The sequence below is a fragment of the Brachybacterium sp. SGAir0954 genome, from assembly GCF_005490785.1.
Lineage (GTDB): Bacteria > Actinomycetota > Actinomycetes > Actinomycetales > Dermabacteraceae > Brachybacterium > Brachybacterium rhamnosum.
This window is the reverse complement of sequence record NZ_CP027295.1, coordinates 2246214-2269676: the sequence shown is the minus strand read 5'-3', so window position 1 is coordinate 2269676 and position 23463 is coordinate 2246214. Positions and strand designations below refer to the sequence as shown.

General features: G+C 72.6%; 22 protein-coding genes, 1 tRNA gene and 1 pseudogene. 19 read left to right on the top strand and 5 right to left on the bottom strand.

The features are described from left to right. The first annotated feature begins 63 nt into the window (after positions 1 to 63). From C1N80_RS10175 to C1N80_RS10140, 7 genes are all read left to right on the top strand, one after another. Positions 64 to 1563: an NAD(P)/FAD-dependent oxidoreductase gene (locus tag C1N80_RS10175; protein WP_137770652.1), complete on the top strand. Its 1500-nt coding sequence runs from the start codon at positions 64 to 66 to the stop codon at positions 1561 to 1563. Between the two features lie 153 nt (positions 1564 to 1716). Further along, a complete protein-coding gene (locus tag C1N80_RS10170; protein WP_137770651.1) occupies positions 1717 to 3267 on the top strand; it encodes a peptide MFS transporter in 1551 nt (516 codons plus the stop codon). Positions 3268 to 3381: 114 nt separating this feature from the next. Next, positions 3382 to 3870, top strand: coding sequence for a hypothetical protein (locus tag C1N80_RS10165; RefSeq protein WP_137770650.1), 489 nt, complete (start codon positions 3382 to 3384; stop codon positions 3868 to 3870). 232 nt (positions 3871 to 4102) lie between these two features. After that, positions 4103 to 5146: a LacI family DNA-binding transcriptional regulator gene (locus tag C1N80_RS10155; RefSeq protein WP_137770648.1), complete on the top strand. Its 1044-nt coding sequence runs from the start codon at positions 4103 to 4105 to the stop codon at positions 5144 to 5146. A gap of 83 nt (positions 5147 to 5229) precedes the next feature. Further along, entirely contained in the window at positions 5230 to 5964 is a 735-nt protein-coding gene (locus tag C1N80_RS10150) for a sugar phosphate isomerase/epimerase (protein ID WP_137770647.1), read from the top strand. A 23-nt stretch (positions 5965 to 5987) separates the two neighbouring features. Further along, positions 5988 to 7100, top strand: coding sequence for a Gfo/Idh/MocA family protein (locus tag C1N80_RS10145; RefSeq protein ID WP_137770646.1), 1113 nt, complete (start codon positions 5988 to 5990; stop codon positions 7098 to 7100). Between the two features lie 227 nt (positions 7101 to 7327). Beyond that, positions 7328 to 7906, top strand: coding sequence for an NADPH-dependent F420 reductase (locus C1N80_RS10140; RefSeq protein ID WP_137770645.1), 579 nt, complete (start codon positions 7328 to 7330; stop codon positions 7904 to 7906). A gap of 113 nt (positions 7907 to 8019) precedes the next feature. On the opposite strand, the gene C1N80_RS16015 is transcribed toward C1N80_RS10140, so the two are convergent. Together C1N80_RS16015 and C1N80_RS16010 are read right to left on the bottom strand one after the other, a co-directional pair. Continuing rightward, a complete protein-coding gene (locus C1N80_RS16015; RefSeq protein WP_370296970.1) occupies positions 8020 to 8487 on the bottom strand; it encodes a hypothetical protein in 468 nt (155 codons plus the stop codon). 223 nt (positions 8488 to 8710) lie between these two features. Then, positions 8711 to 8965 (bottom strand): annotated as a pseudogene (locus C1N80_RS16010) (Gfo/Idh/MocA family oxidoreductase); the annotation flags it as partial. A 238-nt stretch (positions 8966 to 9203) separates the two neighbouring features. Here C1N80_RS16010 and C1N80_RS10130 point away from each other — a divergent pair. Next, positions 9204 to 10541: a glycoside hydrolase family 125 protein gene (locus C1N80_RS10130; RefSeq protein WP_137770644.1), complete on the top strand. Its 1338-nt coding sequence runs from the start codon at positions 9204 to 9206 to the stop codon at positions 10539 to 10541. 36 nt (positions 10542 to 10577) lie between these two features. Here the strand turns inward: C1N80_RS10130 and C1N80_RS10125 are convergent, their stop codons facing one another. Next, a complete protein-coding gene (locus C1N80_RS10125; protein WP_137770643.1) occupies positions 10578 to 11774 on the bottom strand; it encodes an ROK family transcriptional regulator in 1197 nt (398 codons plus the stop codon). A gap of 120 nt (positions 11775 to 11894) precedes the next feature. On the opposite strand from C1N80_RS10125, the gene C1N80_RS10120 reads away from it, so the two are divergent. The 6 genes from C1N80_RS10120 to C1N80_RS10095 all read left to right on the top strand — a co-directional run bounded on the left by C1N80_RS10120 (position 11895) and on the right by C1N80_RS10095 (position 18670). Then, on the top strand, positions 11895 to 13175 hold the full coding sequence (locus tag C1N80_RS10120) for an ABC transporter substrate-binding protein (protein WP_137770642.1): 1281 nt from the start codon (positions 11895 to 11897) through the stop codon (positions 13173 to 13175). A 35-nt stretch (positions 13176 to 13210) separates the two neighbouring features. After that, positions 13211 to 14125: a carbohydrate ABC transporter permease gene (locus C1N80_RS10115; protein WP_137770641.1), complete on the top strand. Its 915-nt coding sequence runs from the start codon at positions 13211 to 13213 to the stop codon at positions 14123 to 14125. Then, on the top strand, positions 14122 to 15015 hold the full coding sequence (locus C1N80_RS10110; RefSeq protein ID WP_137770640.1) for a carbohydrate ABC transporter permease: 894 nt from the start codon (positions 14122 to 14124) through the stop codon (positions 15013 to 15015). The genes C1N80_RS10115 and C1N80_RS10110 overlap by 4 nt, the downstream gene beginning before the upstream one ends. Positions 15016 to 15078: 63 nt before the next feature. Continuing rightward, on the top strand, positions 15079 to 16773 hold the full coding sequence (locus tag C1N80_RS10105; RefSeq protein ID WP_137770639.1) for a glycoside hydrolase family 13 protein: 1695 nt from the start codon (positions 15079 to 15081) through the stop codon (positions 16771 to 16773). Positions 16774 to 16835: 62 nt separating this feature from the next. After that, on the top strand, positions 16836 to 17630 hold the full coding sequence (locus C1N80_RS10100) for a ThuA domain-containing protein (RefSeq protein ID WP_137770638.1): 795 nt from the start codon (positions 16836 to 16838) through the stop codon (positions 17628 to 17630). Next, the gene (locus C1N80_RS10095) at positions 17627 to 18670 is read left to right on the top strand and encodes a Gfo/Idh/MocA family protein (protein ID WP_137770637.1); all 1044 of its coding nucleotides are present in this window, start codon (positions 17627 to 17629) and stop codon (positions 18668 to 18670) included. Before C1N80_RS10100 ends, C1N80_RS10095 begins: the two co-directional genes overlap by 4 nt. Positions 18671 to 18706: 36 nt before the next feature. Here the strand turns inward: C1N80_RS10095 and C1N80_RS10090 are convergent, their stop codons facing one another. Continuing rightward, positions 18707 to 18877, bottom strand: coding sequence for an HAD hydrolase family protein (locus C1N80_RS10090; RefSeq protein ID WP_137770636.1), 171 nt, complete (start codon positions 18875 to 18877; stop codon positions 18707 to 18709). Between the two features lie 243 nt (positions 18878 to 19120). Between C1N80_RS10090 and C1N80_RS15955 the strand changes: the two genes are divergently transcribed. Continuing rightward, positions 19121 to 19360 (top strand): hypothetical protein, encoded by a 240-nt coding sequence (locus C1N80_RS15955; protein ID WP_305038366.1) that lies wholly within the window; start codon positions 19121 to 19123, stop codon positions 19358 to 19360. On the opposite strand, the gene C1N80_RS15950 is transcribed toward C1N80_RS15955, so the two are convergent. After that, complete coding sequence (locus tag C1N80_RS15950) at positions 19357 to 19725, bottom strand: metallophosphoesterase (protein ID WP_305038360.1); 369 nt, start codon at positions 19723 to 19725, stop codon at positions 19357 to 19359. The genes C1N80_RS15955 and C1N80_RS15950 overlap by 4 nt on opposite strands. A 117-nt stretch (positions 19726 to 19842) precedes the next feature. On the opposite strand from C1N80_RS15950, the gene C1N80_RS10080 reads away from it, so the two are divergent. The 4 genes from C1N80_RS10080 to C1N80_RS10070 all read left to right on the top strand — a co-directional run bounded on the left by C1N80_RS10080 (position 19843) and on the right by C1N80_RS10070 (position 23444). Further along, complete coding sequence (locus tag C1N80_RS10080) at positions 19843 to 21378, top strand: UDP-N-acetylglucosamine 1-carboxyvinyltransferase (RefSeq protein ID WP_137770635.1); 1536 nt, start codon at positions 19843 to 19845, stop codon at positions 21376 to 21378. 315 nt (positions 21379 to 21693) lie between these two features. Continuing rightward, a tRNA-OTHER gene (locus tag C1N80_RS15555) sits at positions 21694 to 21777 on the top strand. A gap of 136 nt (positions 21778 to 21913) precedes the next feature. Then, positions 21914 to 22453, top strand: coding sequence for an HNH endonuclease (locus C1N80_RS10075; RefSeq protein WP_137770634.1), 540 nt, complete (start codon positions 21914 to 21916; stop codon positions 22451 to 22453). A 91-nt stretch (positions 22454 to 22544) separates the two neighbouring features. Beyond that, a complete protein-coding gene (locus C1N80_RS10070; protein ID WP_137770633.1) occupies positions 22545 to 23444 on the top strand; it encodes a hypothetical protein in 900 nt (299 codons plus the stop codon). The last annotated feature ends 19 nt before the right edge of the window (positions 23445 to 23463 follow it).

The window sequence follows — 23463 nt, the reverse complement described above, 5'->3', positions numbered from 1 at the left end:
AGCAGACGGTGCCGTGGGACCGCCGTCCCCGCACGGCGCGCCGACCCCGGATACCGTGGGCCCATGAGCGCCGCGCCCCGTCCGCACGAGCACGACGTCGTCGTCGTCGGCAGCGGGCCCAACGGCCTCGCCGCCGCCGTCACCCTCGCCCGCGCCGGGCTGGAGGTGCTCGTCCTCGAGGCGACCTCCACCCTCGGCGGCGGGTCCCGCACCGAGGACCTCGGTCTCGCACCGGGCATCCGCCACGACCTCTGCTCCGCCGTGCACCCGCTCGCCCTCGCGAGCCCCTTCCTGCAGCGCTTCGACCTCCCCGCGCGCGGCGTGGACCTGCGCGTCCCCGAGGCCTCCTACGCCCAGGTGATCGGGACGGAGCGCTCGGCCGTCGCCTGGCACGACCTCGACCGCACCGTCGAGGGGCTCGGGGCGGACGGCCCCGCCTGGGGCAGGAGCGTCGGCGCGCTGGCCGCCCACGCAGGGACCGTCGTCGATCTCGCGCTCGGGGACAAGCGCTCCGTCCCGCCCTCCCTGCTCTCCCCCGGCGGCGTGGTCACGGCGGCCCGGTTCGGCGCGCTCCTCGGGCTCCAGGGCACCCCGCTCTGGGACCGGCCGCTGCGCACCGAGCGCGGCCGGGCCCTCCTCGCCGGGGTCGCCGCCCACGCGATCGGGCCGCTGCCCGGTCTCGCCCCTGCCGCGACCTCCCTCCTGCTCGCCTCGCTGGGCCACGCGGGCGGCTGGCCCGTCCCCGTGGGCGGCTCCCAGGCCATCGCCGACGCTTTGCTCGCGGACCTGCGCGCGCACGGCGGGCAGGTGCGGACCGGCGAGCGGGTGCGCACCTGGAGGGACGTGCCGCCCGCGCGAGCGGTGCTGCTGGACACGACGGCGCCCGCCGCGGCCGGGATCCTCGCGAACCGCCTGCCCGGCCGGCTCGAGCGCTCCCTGCGACGGTTCCGGCACGGGGACGCCGCCGCGAAGGTGGACCTCGTGCTCTCCGGGCCGATCCCCTGGCGCGATCCCGAGGTGGGGCGCGCCGGGACCCAGCACGTGGGCGGCACCCGCGCCCAGATGGCGCGCGCCGAGACGCAGGTCGCCGCGGGCCGCATGCCCGAGGAGCCGATGGTGCTCGTGAGCGACCCCGCCGTCGCGGATCCCTCCCGGGCCGTGGGCGGGCTGCGCCCCGTCTGGGCCTACGCCCACGTGCCGCACGGGGACCCGACCGATCCCACCGAGCTGGTGCTGCGCCGGCTCGAGACGATGGCGCCCGGGGTGCGCGACCTCGTCGTCGCCGCGCGCGGCGTCCCGGCCTCGGAGATAGCCGCGCACAACCCGTCCCTCGTGGGCGGGGACATCGCGCTGGGCGCCGTGACGATGCGCTCGATGATCGCGCGGCCCACCGCGACCGCGGACCCGTACCGCCTGGGCGCCGACGGCTGGTACCTGTGCTCCGCGGCGACGCCTCCCGGTCCCGGGGTGCACGGGATGAGCGGCTGGCACGCCGCGCGACGCGTGCTGCGCGATCGCTTCGGGATCCGCGACCTCCCGGAGCTCGCGCCGCTCCCCCGCTGAGGCCGGTCAGGGCCCGTCGCCCCAGGCCAGGGTGACGCAGGGCACCCGTGGCCGCACCCGACGATGCACAGTCATGCACGCGGCTGCATGCAGGGGAACGGGTCACATCGAGGGTTCTCACGTTGATCCGTGAACTTATGCGGCGCAGGATGGATGATCGTGAATTCCACCGGACCCCAGAATCCCCCGCGCCCGCAGGACGCCGTGCCCGCGGGCGCCACCGCCGGCGGCACCGTCGCCACGGCGGGCACCGGCGCCCAGGACCCCCACAACCCCACCGGGAAGACCTTCTTCGGTCACCCGCGTGCGCTCGCGAACCTGTTCAGCGTCGAGATGTGGGAGCGCTTCAGCTTCTACGGCATGCAGGGCATCCTCGCGATCTACATGTACTTCGCGGCGACCCAGGGCGGCCTCGGCATCGACGAGACCACCGCGCTCGGGATCGTCGGCGCCTACGGCGGCTCCGTCTACATCTTCTCGATCCTCGGCGCCCTCGTCTCCGACCGCCTGCTCGGCCCGGAGAAGACCCTCTTCTCCTCCGCCGTGATGATCATGCTCGGCCACATCGCGCTCTCGCTGCTGCCGGGCGTGCCGGGCCTCGTCATCGGCCTCATGCTCGTCGCCGTCGGCTCCGGCGGCCTGAAGTCCACCGCCGCGACGCTCGTCGGCTCGCTCTACGAGGTCAACGACCCCCGCCGCGACGCCGGCTTCTCGCTCTACTACATGGGCGTGAACATCGGCGGCCTCTTCGGCCCGCTCGTCACCGGCCTCGCCCAGGACCTCTGGGGCTTCCACCTCGGCTTCGGCCTCGCCGCGATCGGCATGGCGATCGGCCTGGTCCAGTACGTGCTCACCCGCAAGGGGCTGCCCGAGTCCGTGCACAGCGTCCCCGACCCGCTGCCCCGCTCGCAGTACCCGGTCTGGGCGGCCACCGCGCTCGTCGTCGTGGTCGCGATCATCGTGCTCGTCGCGACGGGCCTCGTGAACCCGGGGAACCTCGCCACGATCGTCTCCGCGCTCGCGGTGATCGGCGCGGTCGTCATCTTCGCCCTGCTGCTGCGCAGCCGGAAGCTGGACGCCGACGAGCGCTCCCGCGTGGTCGCCTTCATCCCGCTGTTCATCGGCACCGCCGCGTTCTTCGCGCTCTTCCAGCAGCAGTTCACCGTCATCACCCTGTACTCGGACACGCGGCTGAACCGCTCCGTGCTGGGCTGGGAGATGCCGATCTCCTGGGTGCAGTCCTTCAACCCGTTCTTCATCATCGTGCTCGCCCCGGTCTTCGCAGCGCTGTGGACGAAGCTCGGCAGCCGCAACCCGATCACGCCCACCAAGTTCGGCGTGGGCATCATCCTCATGGGCTCCGCCTTCGTGCTCTTCCTGCCGATGGCGGCGATCACCTCGGTGCCGGTGCTGTGGATCGCGCTGATCATGCTCGTCGCGACCCTGGGCGAGCTGTGGATCTCCCCCGTGGGCCTCTCGCTCGCGACGAAGCTCGCGCCGCGCTCCTACCCGGTGATGATGATGGCGCTGTACAACCTCGCCGTCGCGCTCGGCACGTCGCTCTCCGGCTCGCTCGCGACCTTCTACTCCGCGGATGCCGAGGTCGGCTACTTCGGTGTGCTCGGCGCGGTGACGATCGGCATCGGCGTCATCATGCTGCTCATCGCCCGCCCCGTCTCCCGGGGGATGCGCGGGGTGCGCTGATCCCCTCCTGAGCCCTCGCGGCCGGGTCCCGACGGGCCCGGAGCCGCGAAGGTCACACCACGGCCCGCCGGGACGATGTCGCTCATCGTCCGGCGGGCCGTTAGCGTGGAACGCATGCTCACTCTCGATGAACTCGGGCTGAACGCGGCTTCCGGCACCTGGGAGCTCGACGCCTTCCACGGCGACGGGGAGGGCGTGCTCACGTCCGATGCGCGCCTGGCCCGGTCCTGGACCCGCTCGCCCGCGGAGGATCTCCCCCCGCTGTCCCCGGCGAGCGGTCTGACCCTGCACATCTCCGACGACGGCCACCTCGACGAGGAGGCCGCCGCCGGCGCCGACGAGCAGGTCGACATCTTCGCCTCCGATGGCGTGCTCGGCACGACGGCCGACGCCTTCCCGGGCCGCGTGCTGTGCGAGGGCGGCCGGCTCTTCGTGCTCTCCGACGACGAGGAGCCCTGCGGCATGCGCCGCCTCTCCGACGGCGACACCGAGATCCTCGACGAGCTGCGCCCCGCGGGCGACCAGCTGCTGCGGATCGTCTCCGTGGTCACCGACGACTCGACGCTGCACCGCTTCGTCTACCGCTACTCGCGCGCGGACTGACCCGCCTGCGCGTCCCCGCCCCGCTCAGGGACGCAGCACGACGAGATCCGCGGTGGCCCGCGTCATCGCGACGTAGCGGGAGACGGCACCGGCGACGCCCTCCCCGAGGCCGTCCGGGTCCGCGAGCTCCCCCCCCCACCTGGGCGTATCCTGCTCACGGCGGACGGATCGGGGGAGCCTCCGCGCCGCATCCGTGTCCTCCCCCTCCTCACGCACCGGAGCGCACTGCACCATGCCGCGGCCCTCGGCCCGCCCCACCATCGCGACGATCGCCCGTGACCTCGGCATCTCCCCCGCGACGGTCAGCTACGCCCTGAACGCGAAGCCCGGGGTCAGCGCCGCCACCCGCGATCGCGTGCTCGCGCACGCCGCGACCGTCGGATGGACGCCGCACTCCGGTGCCCGCGCCCTGCGGCAGGGGCGCAGCGGCAACGTCGGCCTCGTGCTCGCGCGTGACCCGCGCGAGGTCTCGCACGAGCCGTTCTTCGCCGCGCTCACCGCGGGCATCCAGTCCGCCGCGAGCGACGCCGGACGGGAGCTGCTGCTGCGCTTCGTCGCGGGCGGCGCCGAGGAGGAGATGACGGTGTTCCGCTCGTGGACGGAGCAGCGCCGGGTGGACGGCGTACTGCTGCTGGACCTCCATATCGAGGACCCTCGGCCGGCGCTCCTCGCCGAGCTGGGCCTGCCCTTCGTGGTCCTCGGCGCATGGGAGGGCAGCGGCCCCGGGGTGCGCCTGGCGGGGGCCGAGGCGGCCGACGCGGCGACGCTCGTCGAGCACCTGCGCACCACCGGGAGGGACGCCTGTCTGCAGCTCACGGGACCGCTGGTCTACGAGCACGAGCACCGGCGCACGGAGCTCGTGGCCGGGCTCTGCGCCCGTGCCGGCATCGCGCACGCGGCGGTCTCCGCGCCGTACACGCGCTCCGGCGGCGAGGAGGGGCTGCGACGCCTGCCGCTCGACCTCGGGGAGCGCCCGGCGGTCGTCGCCTCGAGCGACCTGCTCGCGCTCGGGGCCCAGCGGGCGCTGCTCGCCGACGGCCGTGCCGTGCCCGGGGACGTCGCGGTGCTGAGCTGGGACGACTCGGCCATAGCGGAGAACGTCGATCCGCCGATCACCGCCCTCGCGCGTCGCCCGTACGAACAGGGCCAGGAGGCGGGATCACTGCTGCTGGGACTGCTCGACGGCGGCGCGACCGCGGGCACCGTGCGCCGCTCCGCGCCGTCGCGGCTGATCGTGCGCGCCTCGAGCGTCGATCCGGGGGCGGGACCGCGTTGACACCGTCCTCGGCACCCGGGAATACTTCCGTTCGAATCGATTAAGCGACGGCCTGCCGCCGTCCACCGTGCGAAGGAGCACCCGTGCAGATCTCCGTCCAGATGTACAGCGTCCGCGACGCCCTCGCCGAGGACTACCAGGGGACCGTGGGCCGTCTGGTCGAGCTCGGGTTCGCCGTCGCCGAGCCCTTCGCCCTGCTCGAGCGCCGCGACGAGCTCGTGAAGGCTCGCGACTCCTTCGAGATCGCCTTCCCGAGCGCGCACCAGTCCTTCCTCGGGGACGACGACTTCACCCCGGTGCTCGAGGCCGCGAAGGCCGTGGGCGTCACCTACCTCGTGGACCCCTTCTGGAACCCCGAGGACTGGAAGGACGAGGCGGGCGTCGCCTCGATCGCCCAGCGCCTGAACCAGCGCGCCCAGCAGGCCGCCGCCGAGGGGATCCGCGTGGGCTACCACAACCACGCCTTCGAGGTCTCCTCCCGGATCGGCGACCGCAGCGCGCTCGAGGTGCTCGCCGAGCAGCTCGACCCTGAGGTCGTGCTCGAGGTGGACACCTACTGGGCCGCCGTCGGCGGTGCGGACGTCCCCGCCCTGCTCTCGGCCCTCGGCGACCGCGTGCGCCTCGTCCACCTCAAGGACGGCGACCTCGCCGAAGACCCCGCCGGCCAGCTCCCGCTCGGTGAGGGCCGCATGCCCCTGCCCGGCACCCTCGCCGCCAGCGCCGGGGTCGACTACGGCGTCATCGAGTTCGACCAGTACGCCGGCGACATGTTCGACGGCATCGCCACCTCGCTCACCTACCTGCGCGACCGCGCCTGAAGCCCCTACGGAGAGAGAACCTCATGACCAGCACCTCCACCGGACCCGTCGGCGTCGGCATCATCGGCGCCGGCGTCATCTCCGAGCAGTACCTCACGCACCTCACCTCCTTCCCGGACGTCGCCGTGCTCGCGATCGGCGACATCGTCCCCGAGGCGGCCGCCTCGCGCGCCGGGGAGTACGGCATCGAGCTGCACGGCGGCCCCGAGGTCGTCCTGGACCACCCGGGCATCGAGATCGTCGTGAACCTGACGATCCCCACCGCCCACTTCGACGTCTCCCGCCGGATCGTCGAGGCCGGGAAGCACGTGTGGACCGAGAAGCCGATCACCACCGCCTCCGAGGACGCGGCCGCGCTGCTCGCGCTCGCGGCGGAGAAGGGCGTGCGCGTGGGCGGCGCCCCGGACACCGTCCTCGGCGCCGGCATCCAGACCGCGCTGCGCACCCTCCGCGAGGGCACCATCGGCACCCCCGCGAGCGCGCTGACCCTGTTCCAGACCCCCGGCCCGGAGGACTGGCACCCGAACCCCGCCTTCCTCTTCCAGGAGGGCGCGGGCCCGCTGTTCGACATCGCGCCCTACTACGTGACGACCCTCGTCCTGGCCCTCGGCCCGGTCCAGAGCGTCTCCGCGGCGGGCTCCAAGGCCCGCGAGCAGCGCACGATCGGCTCCGGCCCCAAGGCCGGCGAGGTCTTCGACGTCACGGTCCCCACCCAGGTCACGTCGATCCTGCGCTTCGAGTCCGGCCAGAACGCGACGACCCTGCTGAGCTTCGACAACCCCAACTCGCGCGCGGGCTTCGTCGAGGTCTACGGCACCGAGGCGACGCTCTCGTTCCCGGACCCCAACGTGTTCGACGGCGACTCGGAGCTCACGGTGTACCGCGGCAAGGAGGCGACCGCGATCCCGGCCGCCGGCCCCGTCACGGGTCGTGGCCTGGGAGTGCTCGAGATGGCCCGCGCGATCCGCGCCGGCGTCCCGCACCGCGGCCAGGGCGAGATCGCGGCGCACGTCCTCGACGTGATGCTCGCGATCGAGGCCTCGATCGGCTCGGGCGAGACCGTCGAGGTCACCTCGACCTTCACCCCGGTCGAGCCCATGCCCGCGGACTTCGATCCCTTCGCGACCACCCTGTGATCCCGGCGCCCCGCACGGGGCGCCCGATCACCTCCCGTCGCGGGACGCTCCGGCCACGACCTCTCCCCCGAGGTCGTGGCCGGAGCCGTTCCGGGCACGCCACCCCCGGGGCGTGACGGACAGGACAGCCCGATAGTTGCATTCTCAACCATCGAGGTCTAAAGTTGCCTCATCAACCACTTCCGGGGGTGCGCGACAGCGGGCCCCGAACCCAGGAGGACAACCCCATGACCACCGTCTCGATCTTCGGCACCGGATCCATGGCCACCGCGATCGCCGGCGTGCTCGCGAAGGGCGGCGCCGACATCCAGCACGTCGCCCACGCCGATGCCGCCTCCGCGACGCTCGCCGGCGACATCGTCGTGCTCGCCGTCCCGCACCCGGCCGTCGCGGAGATCCTCGACGCCCACGCCGAGCAGCTCGCCGGCAAGGTCGTCGTGGACATCACGAACCCGCTGGACTTCTCCACCTTCGACTCCCTCGTCGTTCCCGCGGACTCCTCCGCGGCCGCGCAGATCCAGTCCGCCCTGCCCACCGCGAAGGTGCTCAAGGCCTTCAACACGAACTTCGCCGCGACCCTCGCGAGCGGCACCGTGGGCGCACTGACCACCACGGTGCTCGTGGCCGGGGACGACGACGCCGCCAAGCAGACCCTCCTGGGCCTCGTCCGCGAGGGCGGCCTCGAGGCCGCCGACGCGGGCGCCCTCTCCCGCGCCCGTGAGCTCGAGGCCGTCGGCTTCCTCCAGCTCACCCTCGCCGCCGGCGAGAAGATCTCCTGGACCGGCGGGTTCGGCCTGGCCCGCTGAGGTCATCCCCTCGCAGCAGGGAACAGGCGGGGACGGGGCGAGCACGCCCCGTCCCCGCCCGTCCGTCGTCGGAGGACGCCCCGGTCAGCGCAGGACCGACACGACCTGCCCGCTCACGGCGCTCTCCCGCGCGGCGTCGAGCACGGCGAGCACCGCGACACCCTCGTGCGCGGGGGACGGTGCGGCCCCTCCCCCGCGCAGGCCCGCGCGAACTGCTCGTAGAAGGCGGCGTAGTCGCCCTGGACAGAGGGCACCCGCTCCTCCCCCGCGGCGGTGCGGAGCAGTCCGGCGCGGGAGGGGTCGTCGAACCCCCAGCCCGCCCGTTCCTCCGCCGGATGACGTCCCGCGGCGACCGCCTCGGCCTGGACGTCGGCGCTCGTGACCACGTAGGAGCCCGCGGAGCCGTAGGCCCGGAGCGTCCTCTCGCGCAGGTGGGTGAGCTTGGTGGAGCTCACGCAGGAGGTCACGCCGGAGTCGTGGCGCAGCGAGAGGACGAAGGCGGCATCGGTGCGCCCTGCGGGGAGCTCGACCTCGTCCCACTGGGCGTGCACGCTCGAGACGGGGCCCAGCAGCCACATCATCTGGTCCACCAGATGGGTGCCGAGGTCCCGCAGCAGCCCCCCCGTCGGGCCCGGCCTCGGGCTGGTCGAGGTCGAAGCGCGAGTGCACCCGCCAGATCTCGCCCAGCCTCCCGCTCCCGAGGACGCCGCGCAGCGTGAGCAGGTCGGCGTCGAAGCGGCGGTTGTGGAACACCGACAGGACCCTCCCCGCCTCCTGTGCGGCATCAGCGAGCTCCTGCCCCGCCGCAGCGGTGGGGGCGAAGGGCTTGTCCGCGACGACATGCACGCCGGCGGCGAGGGCCTCGAGCACGAGATCCCGCCGCGTCGCGGGCGGCGTCGTGATCGTGTCGGCGTCGACTCCCGCGGCGAGGAGCTCGGTGAGCGAGCCGTGGATCGGCACCCCCCGGGAGATCCGCCGCCACGGCCTCCCGGGTGCGAGGGGCGCGGGCGACGACGCCCGCGATCTCCACCCCCTGCGCCGCCTCGATGAAGGGCGCATGAAAGAGCCGCCCGCCGTTCCCGTATCCCACCAGTCCCAGTAGCACGGCGTCCTCCTCGACAGCTCCATCGGTCTCTTGTCCGCACATAACCCATCCCATGTCCCGACACGAGGCATGCTCGCCGGGAAGTGCGAGGACGGCGCCCACCGCACCGCTCCGCAGGACCGCCCGCGAGCGAGCAGGGAGAATCCCTGGATCGACGCCCGGGAAGCGCTCGCCCTCACCTAGGCTGAGCCGGTGACGTTCACCGTGGAGCCCCCGATCAGCGCCGTCCTCACCGCCGCCGCCCAGCGCGTGCGCGAGCAGCTCGGCGACCGCGCAGGCCTCCTCGTCGAGCAGGCCCTGCTGCGCACCCTCACCGACACCATCACCGCACCGGGCGACGGCACCGCCTTCGTCATCACCGGGGACATCCCCGCGATGTGGCTGCGGGACTCGACCACGCAGATGCTCCCCTACCTGCGGTTCGTCGGCGAGAGCCCCGAGCTCGCGGAGCTCCTCGCGGCCGTCGTGCGGCGGCAGCTGCGCTGCATCGTCCACGACCCCTACGCGAACTCGTTCAACCTCACGGGGAACGGCGCCCACCACGACGACCGCGACCTCTGCGAGGACCCGTACGTCTGGGAGCAGAAGTACGAGGTGGACTCCCTCGCCTACCCGGTGATCCTCACCCACCGCCTGCTGCGCCTCGCCGGGAGCGAGGAGCTGCGCCGCGGCGTCCTGGACGACACGGCGCATCGCGCCCTGCGCACCGTCGTGGACCATTGGCGGCTCGAGACGGACCACGAAGCCCGCAGCAGCTACCGTTTCGTGCGGGACATCGGCATCCCGACCGAGACCCTCGAGCGCGACGGCCGCGGCACGCCCGTGGGCGTCACCGGCATGACCTGGTCCGGCTTCCGCCCCTCGGACGACGCCTGCACCTTCGGCTACAACATCCCCGCGAACCTGCTCGCCGCCCAGGCGCTGCTCGCGATCGCGGACCTCGCCCGCACGGACCTCGAGGACGAGGCCCTCGCCGCGGACGCCGACGCCCTGCGCGAGCAGCTGCTCGAGGGCGTGCGCCGCCACGGCGTGCTCGAGGAGGGCGGACGCTTTGTCTACGCCTACGAGGTCGACGGCCTGGGCGGCACGCTCGTCATGGACGACGCGAACATGCCGTCCCTGCTCTCCCTGCCGCTGGACGCCGCCTCTGTCCATGACCAGGCGATCACCGCGGCGACCCGCGACCTCGTGCTGAGCGAGCGGAACCCCTTCTACTTCAGCGGCTCCGTGGCCTGCGGGGTGGGCAGCCCGCACACGCTGCCCGAGCACGTCTGGCCGATCGCCTTCGCGGTCGAGGGGCTCACCGGGACCCGGGAGCGGGCCCTCGAGATCCTCGACCTGCTGCTGCGCAGCGACGCGGGGACGGACCGCATGCACGAGTCCTTCCACGTCGACGACCCGACGAGCTTCTCCCGCCCCTGGTTCTCCTGGGCGGACTCGATGCTCTGCGAGCTCGCCCTGCACCTCGTGGACGGACCGCACCCCGCGCTCGCCGCCGAGCGCGCGCTCTCCGAGGCCCTCACGGCCTGAGGCGAGCCCTCGCGAACGCCCCGCCGTGGGCCTGCGTCAGCCCTCGTCGAGCAGGGCGAGGGGGTCCTCGCGGAGCCGGTCCAGCGCGAGCGCGACCGCACCGCGCAGGACGACCTCCCGTCCCAGCGTGCTCGCGGTGAGCTCGGGCCACGGAGGGGAGAACTGCTCCTCGAGCACGGTCCGGGCCTCGTCGAGCACCGGGCCGATGCCCGTGACGTCGGCGCCGCAGAGCACGATCTCCTCGACGTCGAGGAGGCTCTCGATCACGGCGACGAGCCGGGCGAGTCGCTCCCCGAGCCTGCGCAGCACGCCGAGCGCGAGCACGTCCCCGTCCGCCGCGGCGGCGAGCACCTCGGCGATGCCGAGCACCTCGGGGTCCACGGACCGCAGCGAGGAGGATCCGTCGTCGCGGGCGAGCGCGCCGAGCGCCCAGCGCCTCGCGAGGGCACCGAGGCCGTCGGTGGTGCCCGCATCCGGGTCGCTGCCCACGAGGAGCTCGAGCATGCGCATCTCGCCCGCACCGCCGCGGCGTCCGCGCAGGAGCCGACCGTCCACGACGAGACCCGCGCCGAAGCGCTCCCCCGTGAGCAGGGCGGCCATGTGGGCGACCTGCCGATGAGCGTGCTCGGCGAGGACGGCGAGGTTCGCGTCGTTCTCGACGAGCACGCGGGCGCCGGGGGTGTCCGCGAAGCCGGGGTTCATGGCCGCCCAGAAGGGCGGGTCGTCCGTGGGTGAGGCGCCGTCGGCGTCGACCGGGGCGGGGACGCCGATGACCGTCAGGAGGGAGGGCGCGCCGCCCACGGCGGGCTCGGCGAGGACCTCGGCGACGGTGCGCGAGACCAGCTCGCGGCGCGCGGGACCGTCCCGCGTGGGGCCCTCGAGCTCCAGCGTGCGCTCCGCGAGCCGCCGCCCGCGCAGGGAGCACACCTCCACCCGGAGCACGGCCTCGTCGGCGTCGACGCCGACGAGCACGCCGACCTGCTCGCGCAGCCGGTAGCGACGAGCCGGGCGGCCGCGCTGGGTCAGCCCCGCCTCACGGGAGTCCGCGAGCTCCTCGAGCCAGCCGGCGGCCACGAGATCCGTGCACACGCCGAGCACGGTCGCGCGCGTGAGGCCGCTCGCGGCCATCGCCTCCCCCGCTGTGAACTCCTCGGTGTCCAGGGCGAAGCGGAGCAGTGCGGCGGAGTTCATCCGCCGCAGCAGCCGAGGGGATCGTGCCGTGCCGTGGACCATGGCTTGACGGTAGCGGACGGGCGGGTCTATTTTCTCCACTATCTAAATCTAGACCCTAGATTTATCTGGATCCCCGGCCCCGTGGACGCCCCGCCGTCCTCGCCCGACAAGGAGACGCCGTTGTCACCTGCTCGCCCCGCCCACCCCTCCGCGACCGCGCGGCCCGGCCGCCGCGCCCTGCTCGCCGGCGGCGCCGCGCTCACCGCGGGACTGCTCGCCGGATGCTCCGGCGGCAGCCGCCCCACCGTCACGCTCTACCAGTCCAAGCCCGAGGCCATCCCCTTCTTCCGCGACCTCGTCGGCGAGGCGAACGGCGCGCAGTCCGCCTACCGCTACATCCACGACGTCGCCACCAACCTCTCGGCGAGCTTCGTCCGCACCTCCCCGCCGGACATCGCCTGCCAGAACTACAACCTCGAGATGGCCCGCTTCATGGAGCGCGGCGCGCTCAGCGACCTCTCCGACATGCCCGAGGCCGCGACCATCCGCGAGGACGTGCTGGCGCTCGCGGACTGGTACCCCGGCTACGAGGGCCGCACGAGCGTCATCCCCTACTCGGTCACCGCGGCCTCGGTCATCTACAACAAGCGGATCTTCGCCGACCACGGCCTCGAGGTCCCCGTGACCTGGGACGAGCTGCTGGAAGTCTGCCGCACGCTGCAGGACGCCGACGTCACCCCGATCTACGCGACCCTCGCGGACACCTGGACGATCACCCAGGGCCTGTTCGACTACACCGTCGGCGGCATGGTCGACGTCCGCTCCTTCTACGAGACCATGAATGCCCAGGGCACGGACATCGGCCCGGACTCCGAGGTCTCCTTCCAGCGCACGCTCCTGGAGCCCATGCGACGCATGGTCGAGCTGCTGCAGTTCCTCAACCCCGACGCCTCGAGCCGCGCCTACGGCGACGGCAACACCGCCATGGCCAACGGCGAGGCCGCGATGTACTTCCAAGGTCCCTGGGCGCTCGCGGAGATCGACAAGGCCGGGACCGACGTCGAGCTCGGGACCTTCCCGCTGCCCATGACGGACTCCGCCGAGGACCTGAGGATCCGTGTGAACATCGACCTCTCGCTGTGGATCCCCGAGGAGGCGGACCAGCCCGAGGGCGCCCGCGAGCTGCTCACCCGCTTCATGGAGCCCGCCGTGCAGGACGAGTACAACGCGTCCTTCCTCGCGTTCGGCACCACGAAGGACGCGCCGCCCGTGAGCGACCCCCGCATCGCCCCCATGCAGGAGTACTACGACCGCGGCGCATTCACCATGGGCGCCTCGCAGTTCATCCCGCTGACGATCCCCTTCGAGAACTACGTCCAGTCCATCGCGTTCGGTGCGGACCCGGAGACCGTGCTGCGCCGCATCGACTCCGACTGGGCCCGCCTCGCCTACCGCCAGTGACCACCCCGCCGCCCACCACCGAAGGAGTCCGCAGCATGTCGACGACGACACCCGGATCCGCGACCGGCACGGCGCCCCGCTCACGCCGGCGCCGCACCGATCCCGTGTACTACCTGTTCCTCTTCCCCGCGCTGATCCTGTTCACGCTCGCGATCACCCTGCCCGCCCTGCTCGGCTTCGGCTACAGCTTCACCAACTCCATGGGCTTCGGCGACTGGGACCTCGTGGGCGTGCGCAACTACATCGCCCTGTTCCGCGACGAGGGCGTGGTGAGCGCGTACCTGTTCACCCTCGGCTTCGCCCTCGTCACCGTCGTCGTGGTCAACGCGATCGGCTTCGCCCTCGCGCTCGGCCTGACCTCACGGATCCGCCTGCAGTCGCTGCTGCGCACGATCTTCGTGCTGCCGATGGTCATCTCCGGCATCATCATCGCCTTCGTCTTCCAGTTCCTGTTCTCGAACTCGCTCCCGGCGATCGGGCAGGCCCTCGGGATCGACGTGCTCTCCTCCTCGATCCTCGCGAACGAGGACCTCGCCTGGATCGCGATCGTCGTCGTCACGGCGTGGTCCACGATCCCCTCGACGATGCTGATCTACATCGCGGGCCTCGTCACGATCCCCGCCGAGGTCTACGAGGCGGGCGCCATCGACGGCGCCACCGGCCTCCAGCAGCTGTGGCGGCTCACCCTGCCGCTCGTCTCCGGATACGTCGTCATCAACACGATCCTGGGCTTCAAGAACTACCTCAACGCCTACGACATCATCGTCGGCCTCACCGACGGCGGACCCGGCACCGCGACCCGCAGCGTCGCCATGTCGATCTTCAAGGGCTTCAGCGGCGGCGACTACGGCTACCAGATGGCCAACGCCGCGGTCTTCTTCGTCATCAGCATCATCATCGCCGTGGTGCAGCTGCGCATCACGCGCGGGAAGGCGAGCTTCGGCGCATGAGCACCTCGACCACTCTCCCCCGTCCCGGCGTCGCGAGCGACGCCTCCCCCGCCCCGCGCACGCCGAGGCGCCGCCCGCGTCGCGGCACCGTTCTCACGGTGATCCTGCTGGTCTGCTCCCTCAGCGTCATCGTGCCGCTGCTGGTGACCGTCTCGATGGCCTTCAAGACCGGCGCCCAGGCGGTGGACGGGAAGGCCTTCAGCCTCCCCTCCCCGTGGAGCCTCGAGGGCTTCGTCGAGGCCTGGGATCTCACCGACTTCCCGCGTGCCTTCGCGGTCTCCGTCTTCGTCACCGCCGTCTCCGTGGCCGGGGAGATCATCATCTCCGCGCTCGCGGCCTACGCGATCGTGCGCAACTGGGACCGGCGCCTGTTCCGCTGGTCGTTCTTCTACCTGCTCGCGGCGATGTTCATCCCCTTCCCCGTGGTCGCGCTGCCGCAGGTGCGGCTCACGGGCATCGTGGGGCTCGACAACCCGCTCGGCGTCGCGATCCTGCACATCGTCTTCGCGCTCGCCTTCAACACGATGCTCTTCACGGCTTTCCTGCGCTCGATCCCGATCGAGCTCGAGGAGTCGATGCGCATGGACGGCGCGAGCACCACGAAGGTGTTCTGGCGGCTGATCCTGCCGCTGCTGGGCCCCATGGCCGCGACCGTCGGCATCTTCGCTTTCCTGGGCTCGTGGAACGACTTCATGATGCCGAGCCTCATCACCTCGAACCCCGAGCTGCAGACGATCCCCGTGCTCCAGCAGATGTTCCAGACGCAGTTCTCCAACAGCTACAACGTCGCCTTCGCGAGCTACCTCATGGCGATGGCCCCGGCGGTCGTCGTCTTCGCGATCACGCAGCGCTGGGTCATCTCCGGCCTCACCCAGGGCGCCGTGAAGTGACTCGGCCCCGCCGCTGACGTCCCCACCCCGACCACCCGACACCGATCCGAGGAGCCCCCTCCCATGACCCTCCCCGCCACCGGCCCCTCCGCCCCGGCCACCGACCCCACCTGGTGGCGCCAGGCCGCCGTCTACCAGATCTACCCCCGCTCCTTCGCCGACGCGAACGGCGACGGCATCGGCGACCTGCGCGGCGTGACCTCCCGCGTGCCCTACCTGAGCGCGCTCGGCGTCGACGCCGTGTGGCTGAGCCCGTTCTACCCCTCGGCGCTGGCCGACGGCGGCTACGACGTGGACGACCCCCGCGGCGTGGACCCGCGGATCGGGACCCTCGAGGACTTCGACGCCATGGTCGCCGCGCTCCACGAGTCCGGGATCCGCGTCGTCGTGGACATCGTTCCCAACCACTCCTCGGACCGTCACGCCTGGTTCCGGGCGGCGCTCGCGGCGGGGCCCGGCTCCCCGGAGCGGGAGCGGTACATCTTCCGCGACGGCCTCGGCGAGCACGGCGAGCTGCCGCCCGCGGACTGGACGAGCGCCTTCGGCGGCCCCGCCTGGACCCGCGTCGAGGACGGCCAGTGGTACCTCCACACCTTCGCCACCGAGCAGCCCGACTACAACTGGGCGCACCCCGAGGTGCGCGAGGACTTCCTGACCACCCTCCGCTTCTGGGCGGATCGCGGCGTGGACGGATTCCGCGTGGACGTCGCGAACTCCCTCGCCAAGGACCTCCCCGAGGTGCTCCCCTCCGCCGCGGAGCTCTCCGCGATGCCCAAGGACGGCACCCACCCGCTGTGGGACCGCGACGAGGTCCACGAGATCTACGCCGAGTGGCGGCGCGTGTTCGACGAGTACGATCCGCCCCGCACCGCCGTCGCCGAGGCCTGGGTGGACTCCCCCGAGCGCCGCGCACGCTACGCGAGCCCCGAGGGTCTCGGGCAGGCCTTCAACTTCGACCTGCTCGTCGCCGACCCCGAGGCGGGCGCCTTCCGCCGCATCATCACCGCGAACCTCGAGCAGTCCGCCCTCTCCGGATCCTCGAGCACCTGGGTGCTCTCGAACCACGACGTGGTGCGCCACGCGACCCGCTACGGCCTGCCGCCTCTCGAGGGCCGCCGCGAGAAGCAGGGCACCGCCTGGCTCGCCGAGGGCGGCCCCGAGAAGGGCATCGACCGCGAGCGCGGGCTGCGGCTCGCCCGCGCGGCGACGCTCGTGGAGCTCGCCCTGCCCGGCAGCGCCTATCTCTTCCAGGGTGAGGAGCTGGGCCTGCACGAGGTCGCGGAGATCCCCGACGCCGACCGGCAGGACCCGGCGTTCTTCCGCACCACGCCGGAGGACCGCGGCTTCGACGGCGTGGGCCGCGACGGCTGCCGCGTGCCGCTGCCGTGGACCCGCGAGGGCTCCTCCTTCGGCTTCGGCGAGGGCGGCGCGCACCTCCCCCAGCCCGCCTGGTTCGGCGGCTCCTCCGTGCAGGCGGAGGACGGCGTCCCCGGCTCGACCCTCGAGCTGTACCGGGAGGCGCTGCGCCTGCGCCGCGAGCTCCAGGGCGCCGAGGAGCTCAGCTGGGCCGAGGGCATCGACGGCGGCGACGTGCTCGCCTTCGAGCGACCCGGCGGATGGCTCACCGTCGCGAACCTCGGCGCCGCGGGCACGACGCTCCCCGCCGGCGAGCTGCTCCTCGCGAGCGGCCCGCTCGAGGCGGCGGCCGACGGCGCCGCCGTGCTCCCCGCGGGCACGACGGCCTGGATCCGGCGCTGAGCCGGGCCCCGGGACCGGCCACGCAGAACGACAACGACAACGCCAACAGGAGCATCCGCGACATGACCACCCGCGTCCTCGTCTGGAACGAGAACATCCACGAATCCACCCAGGAGGAGATCCGCGCGATCTACCCCTCCGGCATCCACGGCGCGATCGCCGAAGGCCTCGCCGAGCTGCTCGGCGACGAGGTCGAGGTCGCCACCGCGACCCTCGCCGATCCCGAGCACGGTCTCACCGCCGAGGTGCTCGAGCGCACCGACGTCATCCTCTGGTGGGGCCACATCGGCCACGACCGGGTCGACGACGCCGTCGTCGCCCGCGTCCAGGAGGCCGTCCTCGGCGGGACGGGGCTGATCGTCCTGCACTCGGGTCACTTCTCGAAGATCTTCACCCGCCTGCTGGGCACCACCTGCTCGCTGTCCTGGCGCAACGAGGGCGAGCTGGAGATCGTGTGGACCACCTCCCCCGGCCACCCGATCGCCGCGGGCGTCGAGCAGCCCTTCGTCATCGACAAGCAGGAGATGTACGGCGAGCACTTCGACATCCCCGAGCCCGAGAACCAGGTGTTCATCAGCTCCTTCGAGGGCGGCGAGGTGTTCCGCTCCGGCGTGACCTTCACCCGCGGCCGCGGGCGCATCTTCTACTTCAGCCCCGGCGACCAGGAGTACCCCGTCTACTTCCACCCGCAGGTGCGGCGCGTCCTCGCGAACGCCGTGCAGTGGGCGGCGCCGGCCTCGGAGGACCGCGCGACCCCGGCGGTCTCGAACCCCGCCCGCCGCGACTGGGCCGCCCTCGCGGGCGCCGCCGCATCCACCGCCGAGACCGCCACCACCACCGAGGAGGCCACCCGATGACGCTCCGGCTCATCCACGTGGGCCTCGGCGGCTGGGGCGGCGACTGGGCGCGCACCGCGATCCCCGCGGTCGACGCCGTCGAGGTCGTCGCGATCGCCGACCCGAGCGAGCCGACCCTCCGCGCCGTCCAGGAGCACCTGGGCCTGCGCGAGGACCAGGCCTTCCCTAACCTCACCGCCGCCCTCGCGGGCGTCGAGGCCGACGCCGTCGTCATCACGGCGCCGGCCGTCACCCATGCCCCGCTCGCCCTCGAGGCGCTCGAGGCCGGCAAGCACGTGATCGTCGAGAAGCCCTTCGCCACGAGCGTCGAGGACGCCGCGACGGTCTCCCGCCGCGCCGCGGAGCTGGGCCTCGTGGTGCAGGTCAGCCAGAACTACCGCAACTACCCGGCCCCGCGGGAGGCGCAGCGGCTGCTCGCCGAGGGCGCCGTCGGCGAGCTCGCCGGGATCAGCATCGACTTCCGCCAGTGGGACAACGACCGGCCCTTCGCCGACCACCCCCACTACCGGTTCCCGCACCCGCTGATCCACGACATGGCGATCCACCACTTCGACCTGCTCCGCAAGGTCACCGGTCAGGAGGCCGTGCGGGTCTACACGAAGGTCAAGGACCCCTCGTACAGCAAGTACGTCGAGGAGGCCTCCGCCCTCATGACGATCGAGATGGCCGACGGCCTGCTCGTCTCATACCGCGGCAGCTGGCTGAGCCGCGGCGAGCCCACCCCGTGGGCGGGCGAGTGGCGGATCACCGGCGAGGACGGCGAGCTGTCCTTCACGAGCCGCGGCGGCGGCCACCTCCCCCACCCGGCGGACGAGGACCGCGTCTCCCTGCGCGGCGCCGACGGCACCGTCGAGGAGATCGCCCTGCCCGAGCAGGAGCTCTACGGCCGCTCCGCGGGGCTCGCCCTGTTCGCCGAGGCGATCGCGGACGGCACCGCCCCGGAGACCGCCGGCGCGGCGAACCTCGGCAGCCTCGCCCTCATGGAGGCGGCGACCCGCTCCGCCGCCTCCGGGCAGGTCGAGGAGGTGCGCCTGCCCTGACCGGCGCAGGAGCCCCGCACCGGACCCCGTCGCAGCTCAGGGCGCGGCGGGGTCCCGTCGTGCCCGGGGACGCGCGATCAGCCCGTGCCGGGCGAAGACCTCCGCGAGACCGTCCTCGTGCACGGCCCCGGTGATCTCGTCCGCCGCGGCGAGGGCCTCGGCGGTCGCATTGCCCATGGCGATGCCCACCCCGCACGCCGCGAGCATCTCGAGGTCGTTGTTGTTGTCGCCGATCCCGATCGCCCGGGACGGGGGATGTACAGGCCCTGCTCGGCGAGCATCCGCGCGGTGGTAGGGCCGTCGACGTGCCGGCCCACGGTCTCCCCGCCTCCTCGCGGCACCACCGAGTGCATGATCGTGTCCTCGTGGACGTGCACGAGGTTGAACGCCGGCGACGTGTCCCGGCCGCGGGTGCCGCGGTCCGGGGTCTGGAGGTCCTGCGTGTAGCAGGTGGCGGACGCGACGGAGACGGGGATCCCCGCGAAGCTCGCGAAGGTCGAGCAGTGGAAGTGGCCGCCGATGATCGCCCGCACGTCCGTGCCCTCGAGCACCTTCGCGAAGGGGCCCTGGTCGCGCAGCTCGACCGTGACGGCGAGGTCCTGGACGCACGGGATCGGCGGATGGTGCAGGGCGAGGACCGTCCCCTCCGGGGCCGGGGTCGCGAGCACCTCGCGCAGCCAGGCGTGCTAGGCCGGGCGGATCTCGCCGTGGGCGCGGCTGGGCACGGTCGTGTCCAGGACGATGATCCGCAGCCCGCTGAGCTGGACGACGCGGTCGTACGGGGAGTCGTTTGCCGGGAGGTCCAGCAGCTCGGTGCGCATCGTGGAGCGGTGGTCGTGGTTGCCCATCACCCAGATCAGCTCGGCGCCGAGGCGCTCGGCCACGGGCTCGACGAGGCCGCGCAGGTCCCGGTAGGCGAGCGCCTCGCCGGCGTCCGCGAGGTCGCCCGTGACGACGAGCGCCTCGGGACGGAGGTTCGTGGCGACGAGGTCCTCGAGCAGCGCGATCGCCTCGTCGAACCTGTCCGCACCCGGTCGGTACACGAGGCGGTGCACGGTCGCCCCGCTCTCCTCGAGCGCCCGGGCGCAACGGATCCGCGGGGGTGTCGAGGCTCACCCGGGACACCCACACCATCCTCACTCCCTATCTCATATCTGAGATACGCTCCCCGCATGACGACGACCGAGGACTACCGCTCCCGCATCGGATCCCTCATCCGCGACGCACGGCAGCACGCCGGGCTCACCCAGAGCGAGCTCGCCACCGAGCTCGCCACGAGCCAGAGCGCCGTGCACCGCATGGAACAGGGCCAGCAGAACATGACGCTCGACACCCTCGCGAAGATCGGTCGCGTGCTCGACTCCGGCTTCGTCGGCATCGGCACCTCCGGCCCCACCCACCTGCGCGTCGAGGGCGGCCGCACCCTGAGCGGCGCGATCGATGTGAAGACCTCGAAGAACGCGGGCGTCGCACTCCTGTGCGCCTCGCTCCTGAACCGCGGCACGACCGTGCTGCGCCGCGTGGCGCGCATCGAGGAGGTCAACCGCCTGCTCGAGGTGCTCACCTCCATCGGCGTGCGCACCCGCTGGCTCAACGAGGACAACGACCTCGAGATCATGGTCCCCGAGCAGCTCGACCTCGAGGCCATCGACGCCGACGCCGCCCGCCGCACGCGCTCGATCATCATGTTCATGGGCCCGCTCATGCACCGTGCCGAGCAGTTCCAGCTCCCCTACGCCGGCGGCTGCGACCTCGGCACCCGCACCGTCGAGCCGCACATGACGGCGCTGCGTCCCTTCGGCCTGCAGGTCGTCGCGACCGAGGGCCACTACCAGGCGACCCTCGACCCGGGCACCTCCCCCGCCAAGCCGATCGTCCTCACCGAGCGCGGCGACACCGTCACCGAGAACGCGCTCCTGGCCGCCGCCCGCCGCGAGACGGAGACGGTGATCCGCAACGCGAGCCCCAACTACATGGTCCAGGACCTCTGCTTCTTCCTCGAGAAGCTCGGCGTCCGCATCGACGGGATCGGCACGACGACCCTGCGCGTGCGCGGCGTCGCGGAGATCAGCACCGACGTGGACTACGCGCCCAGCGAGGACCCGATCGAGGCCATGAGCCTCATCGCCGCCGCGATCGTCACCTCCTCCGAGATCACGGTGCGCCGCGTGCCGATCGAGTTCATGGAGATCGAGCTCGCCGTCCTCGAGGACATGGGCTTCTGGTACGACCGCTCCGAGGAGTACCTCGCCGCGAACGGCCGCACCCGCCTGGTGGACATCACGACCCACCCCTCGGAGCTCACCGCCCCGATCGACAAGATCCACCCCATGCCGTTCCCGGGGCTGAACATCGACAACCTGCCGTTCTTCGCCGTCATCGCGGCGACCGCGCAGGGCCGCACCCAGCTGCACGACTGGGTCTACGAGAACCGAGCCATCTACCTCACCGACCTCACGAAGCTCGGCGGCCGGGTGCAGCTCATGGACCCGCACCGCGTGCTCATCGAGGGCCCCACCCGCTGGAGCGGCGCGGAGCTCGTGTGCCCGCCCGCTCTGCGGCCCGCCGTCGTGATCCTGCTGGCCATGCTCGCCGCCAAGGGCACGAGCGTGCTGCGCAACGTCTACGTCATCAACCGCGGCTACGAGGACCTCGCCGAGCGCCTCAACGCCCTGGGCGCGAAGATCACCACCTTCCGCGACATCTGATGCACCTCCGCTCCGGCCGACGCCCGCTCCCCTCACCCGGGGTGCGGGCGTCTCCCGTCCCTGCCGCGCCCGGGGCCTCCTGCCCGGGCCACCGAGCATTCATCCCCTGTTCCGGATAAATCGGTTGCCACCCGCCCCGCCCTGCGGCAGTCTGGACGAGGTTGCGGGCGCTGTGCCCGCGACGACCAGCAGCATCAGGGGAAGGAGGAGCCATGGAGCCGATGCGCACGCAGCATCACGAGCACCGACGAACGGCCGATGCGTCGGCCGGCATGCTCCTCCTGCCGATGCCCGCGGTCTGAGCACCGCGGCGAAGGGAGGGCAGCGACATGGCACGTCGCACCGCTCCCTGCCTCACGGCGAGAGCGCCCTTCGCGGGTTCGATCCCCGCCCCTCCCACGGGTCCCCTGGCACCGGGACATCCAGAGCCGCTCCCGCGCCTGCGCGCGGCGATGCGGAGAGTGCTGAACGACGAGTCGTTCGCTCCGGCCCCGATGCCGGGGCGGCGACTCATGCTCCGTGGAGGTGGTCGGTGATGGGCCAGGTCAGAGTCTTCAACAAGGGGTACGACCCCTTCACCGGCATCGGCGAGATGCTCCACACCACGAGCGTGCGCCATGCCTCCGGCATGATCCGGCGCGGCGTCGCGGAGCCCGTCGAGCTCGCGATCGTCGAGGACCGCATCGTGCCGACGGTGCTCGCCCTGACACGTGAGCTCAGCGGCGCCTGGGTGGAGGGCATCGGCCAGCGCTCGATCGGCTTCTCCTACCGGGCCGTGCACGAGCGCGATCACTGGAGCTGCGCCTACTGCGGCCGCAGCGTCTCCCGCACGCCCGCGTGCGACGCCCTGCTCGCGACCGTCGACCATGTGCTGCCCAGCTCCCGCGGCGGCGAGTCCTCCTGGCTGAACCTCGTGTGCGCCTGCAAGGAGTGCAACAACCGCAAGGCGGACCGGACTCCCGAGGAGGCGGGGATGGCGCTGCGCTTCGATCCCTACGACCCCTCCCGCGCCTACCGCGCGGCGGGCGGGCACATGGAGCTGATCATCGTGGGCACGGACCGCATCGCCGGCTGATCCGCCTCCCGGGCCCGCGAGCCTTGTGGTCGTCGCCTGGGGCGGGTGGAATGAGTCGCCCCAGGTCCGATCGACGACGAGGAGCCGTCCCGTGCCCCGCTCATCCGCCCCGTCCGTGCGCGCCGCACTCCTCCGTCGCCGTCTCCTCACGCTGCTCGCGGCGCTGCCGCTGCTCCTGCTGGGTGTCACCGCGTGCGGCGGTGCGGCGGAGGAGCAGCCCTCCGCCTCGACGAGCGGCGCCGAGGAGTCCGCGACGCCCACGGAGGAGGCCACCGGGGAGGACTCCGCGAGCCCCACGTCGGAGTCGACCTCCGAGGCCCCCACGGAGAGCACCTCCCCCATGTCGATCGAGGCCACCCGCGCCGGGGACGACGCCGAGACCGGGGATCCGACCGAGCCCGAGGACGGCGGCGAGGACGGCACGGCGGAGGAGGACACCTCGCCCGCGCCTGGCGACGCCCCCGCTCCCGGCTCCACCGAGCTCACGACGCTCTGGGTGGACGACTCCTGGACGATCGAGGAGCGCGAGGACGACCCGTGCTCCTTCGGCGGCCCGACGGTCTCGCCCTACTCCGAGCAGGACGACGTGTTCACCTGCGGGGCGACCGCGGACAGCCTCCTCGCCTGCATGATCGAGGACGGCGACACCGCAGTGTGCATCACGAACCCGCTCGAGCGCACGGCCATGCGCTTCGACTCCCTTACCGCTCGCGACGCCCTGGACGCGGGGCTCGAGGTCGAGGGGGAGCCGATCCCGATGACGGTGGAGCTCGCGGACGGTGCGCTCTGCGCGACGGTCTCCCACGACCACGACACGCACTGGGACGGGAAGTTCAGCTGGTACCGCTGCGAGGACGGCTCGGAGCTGCTCACGGACGAGGACATCACCCACACCTTCGACGAGGGTGATCCCTGGACGGTCCAGCGCTCCGTGGACACGGGCGCCCCGGAGGAGACCGCCGTGGCGGTCGTGGCCTTCGCGGGGGTCTGATGGGGCGGGGCGGGACCGG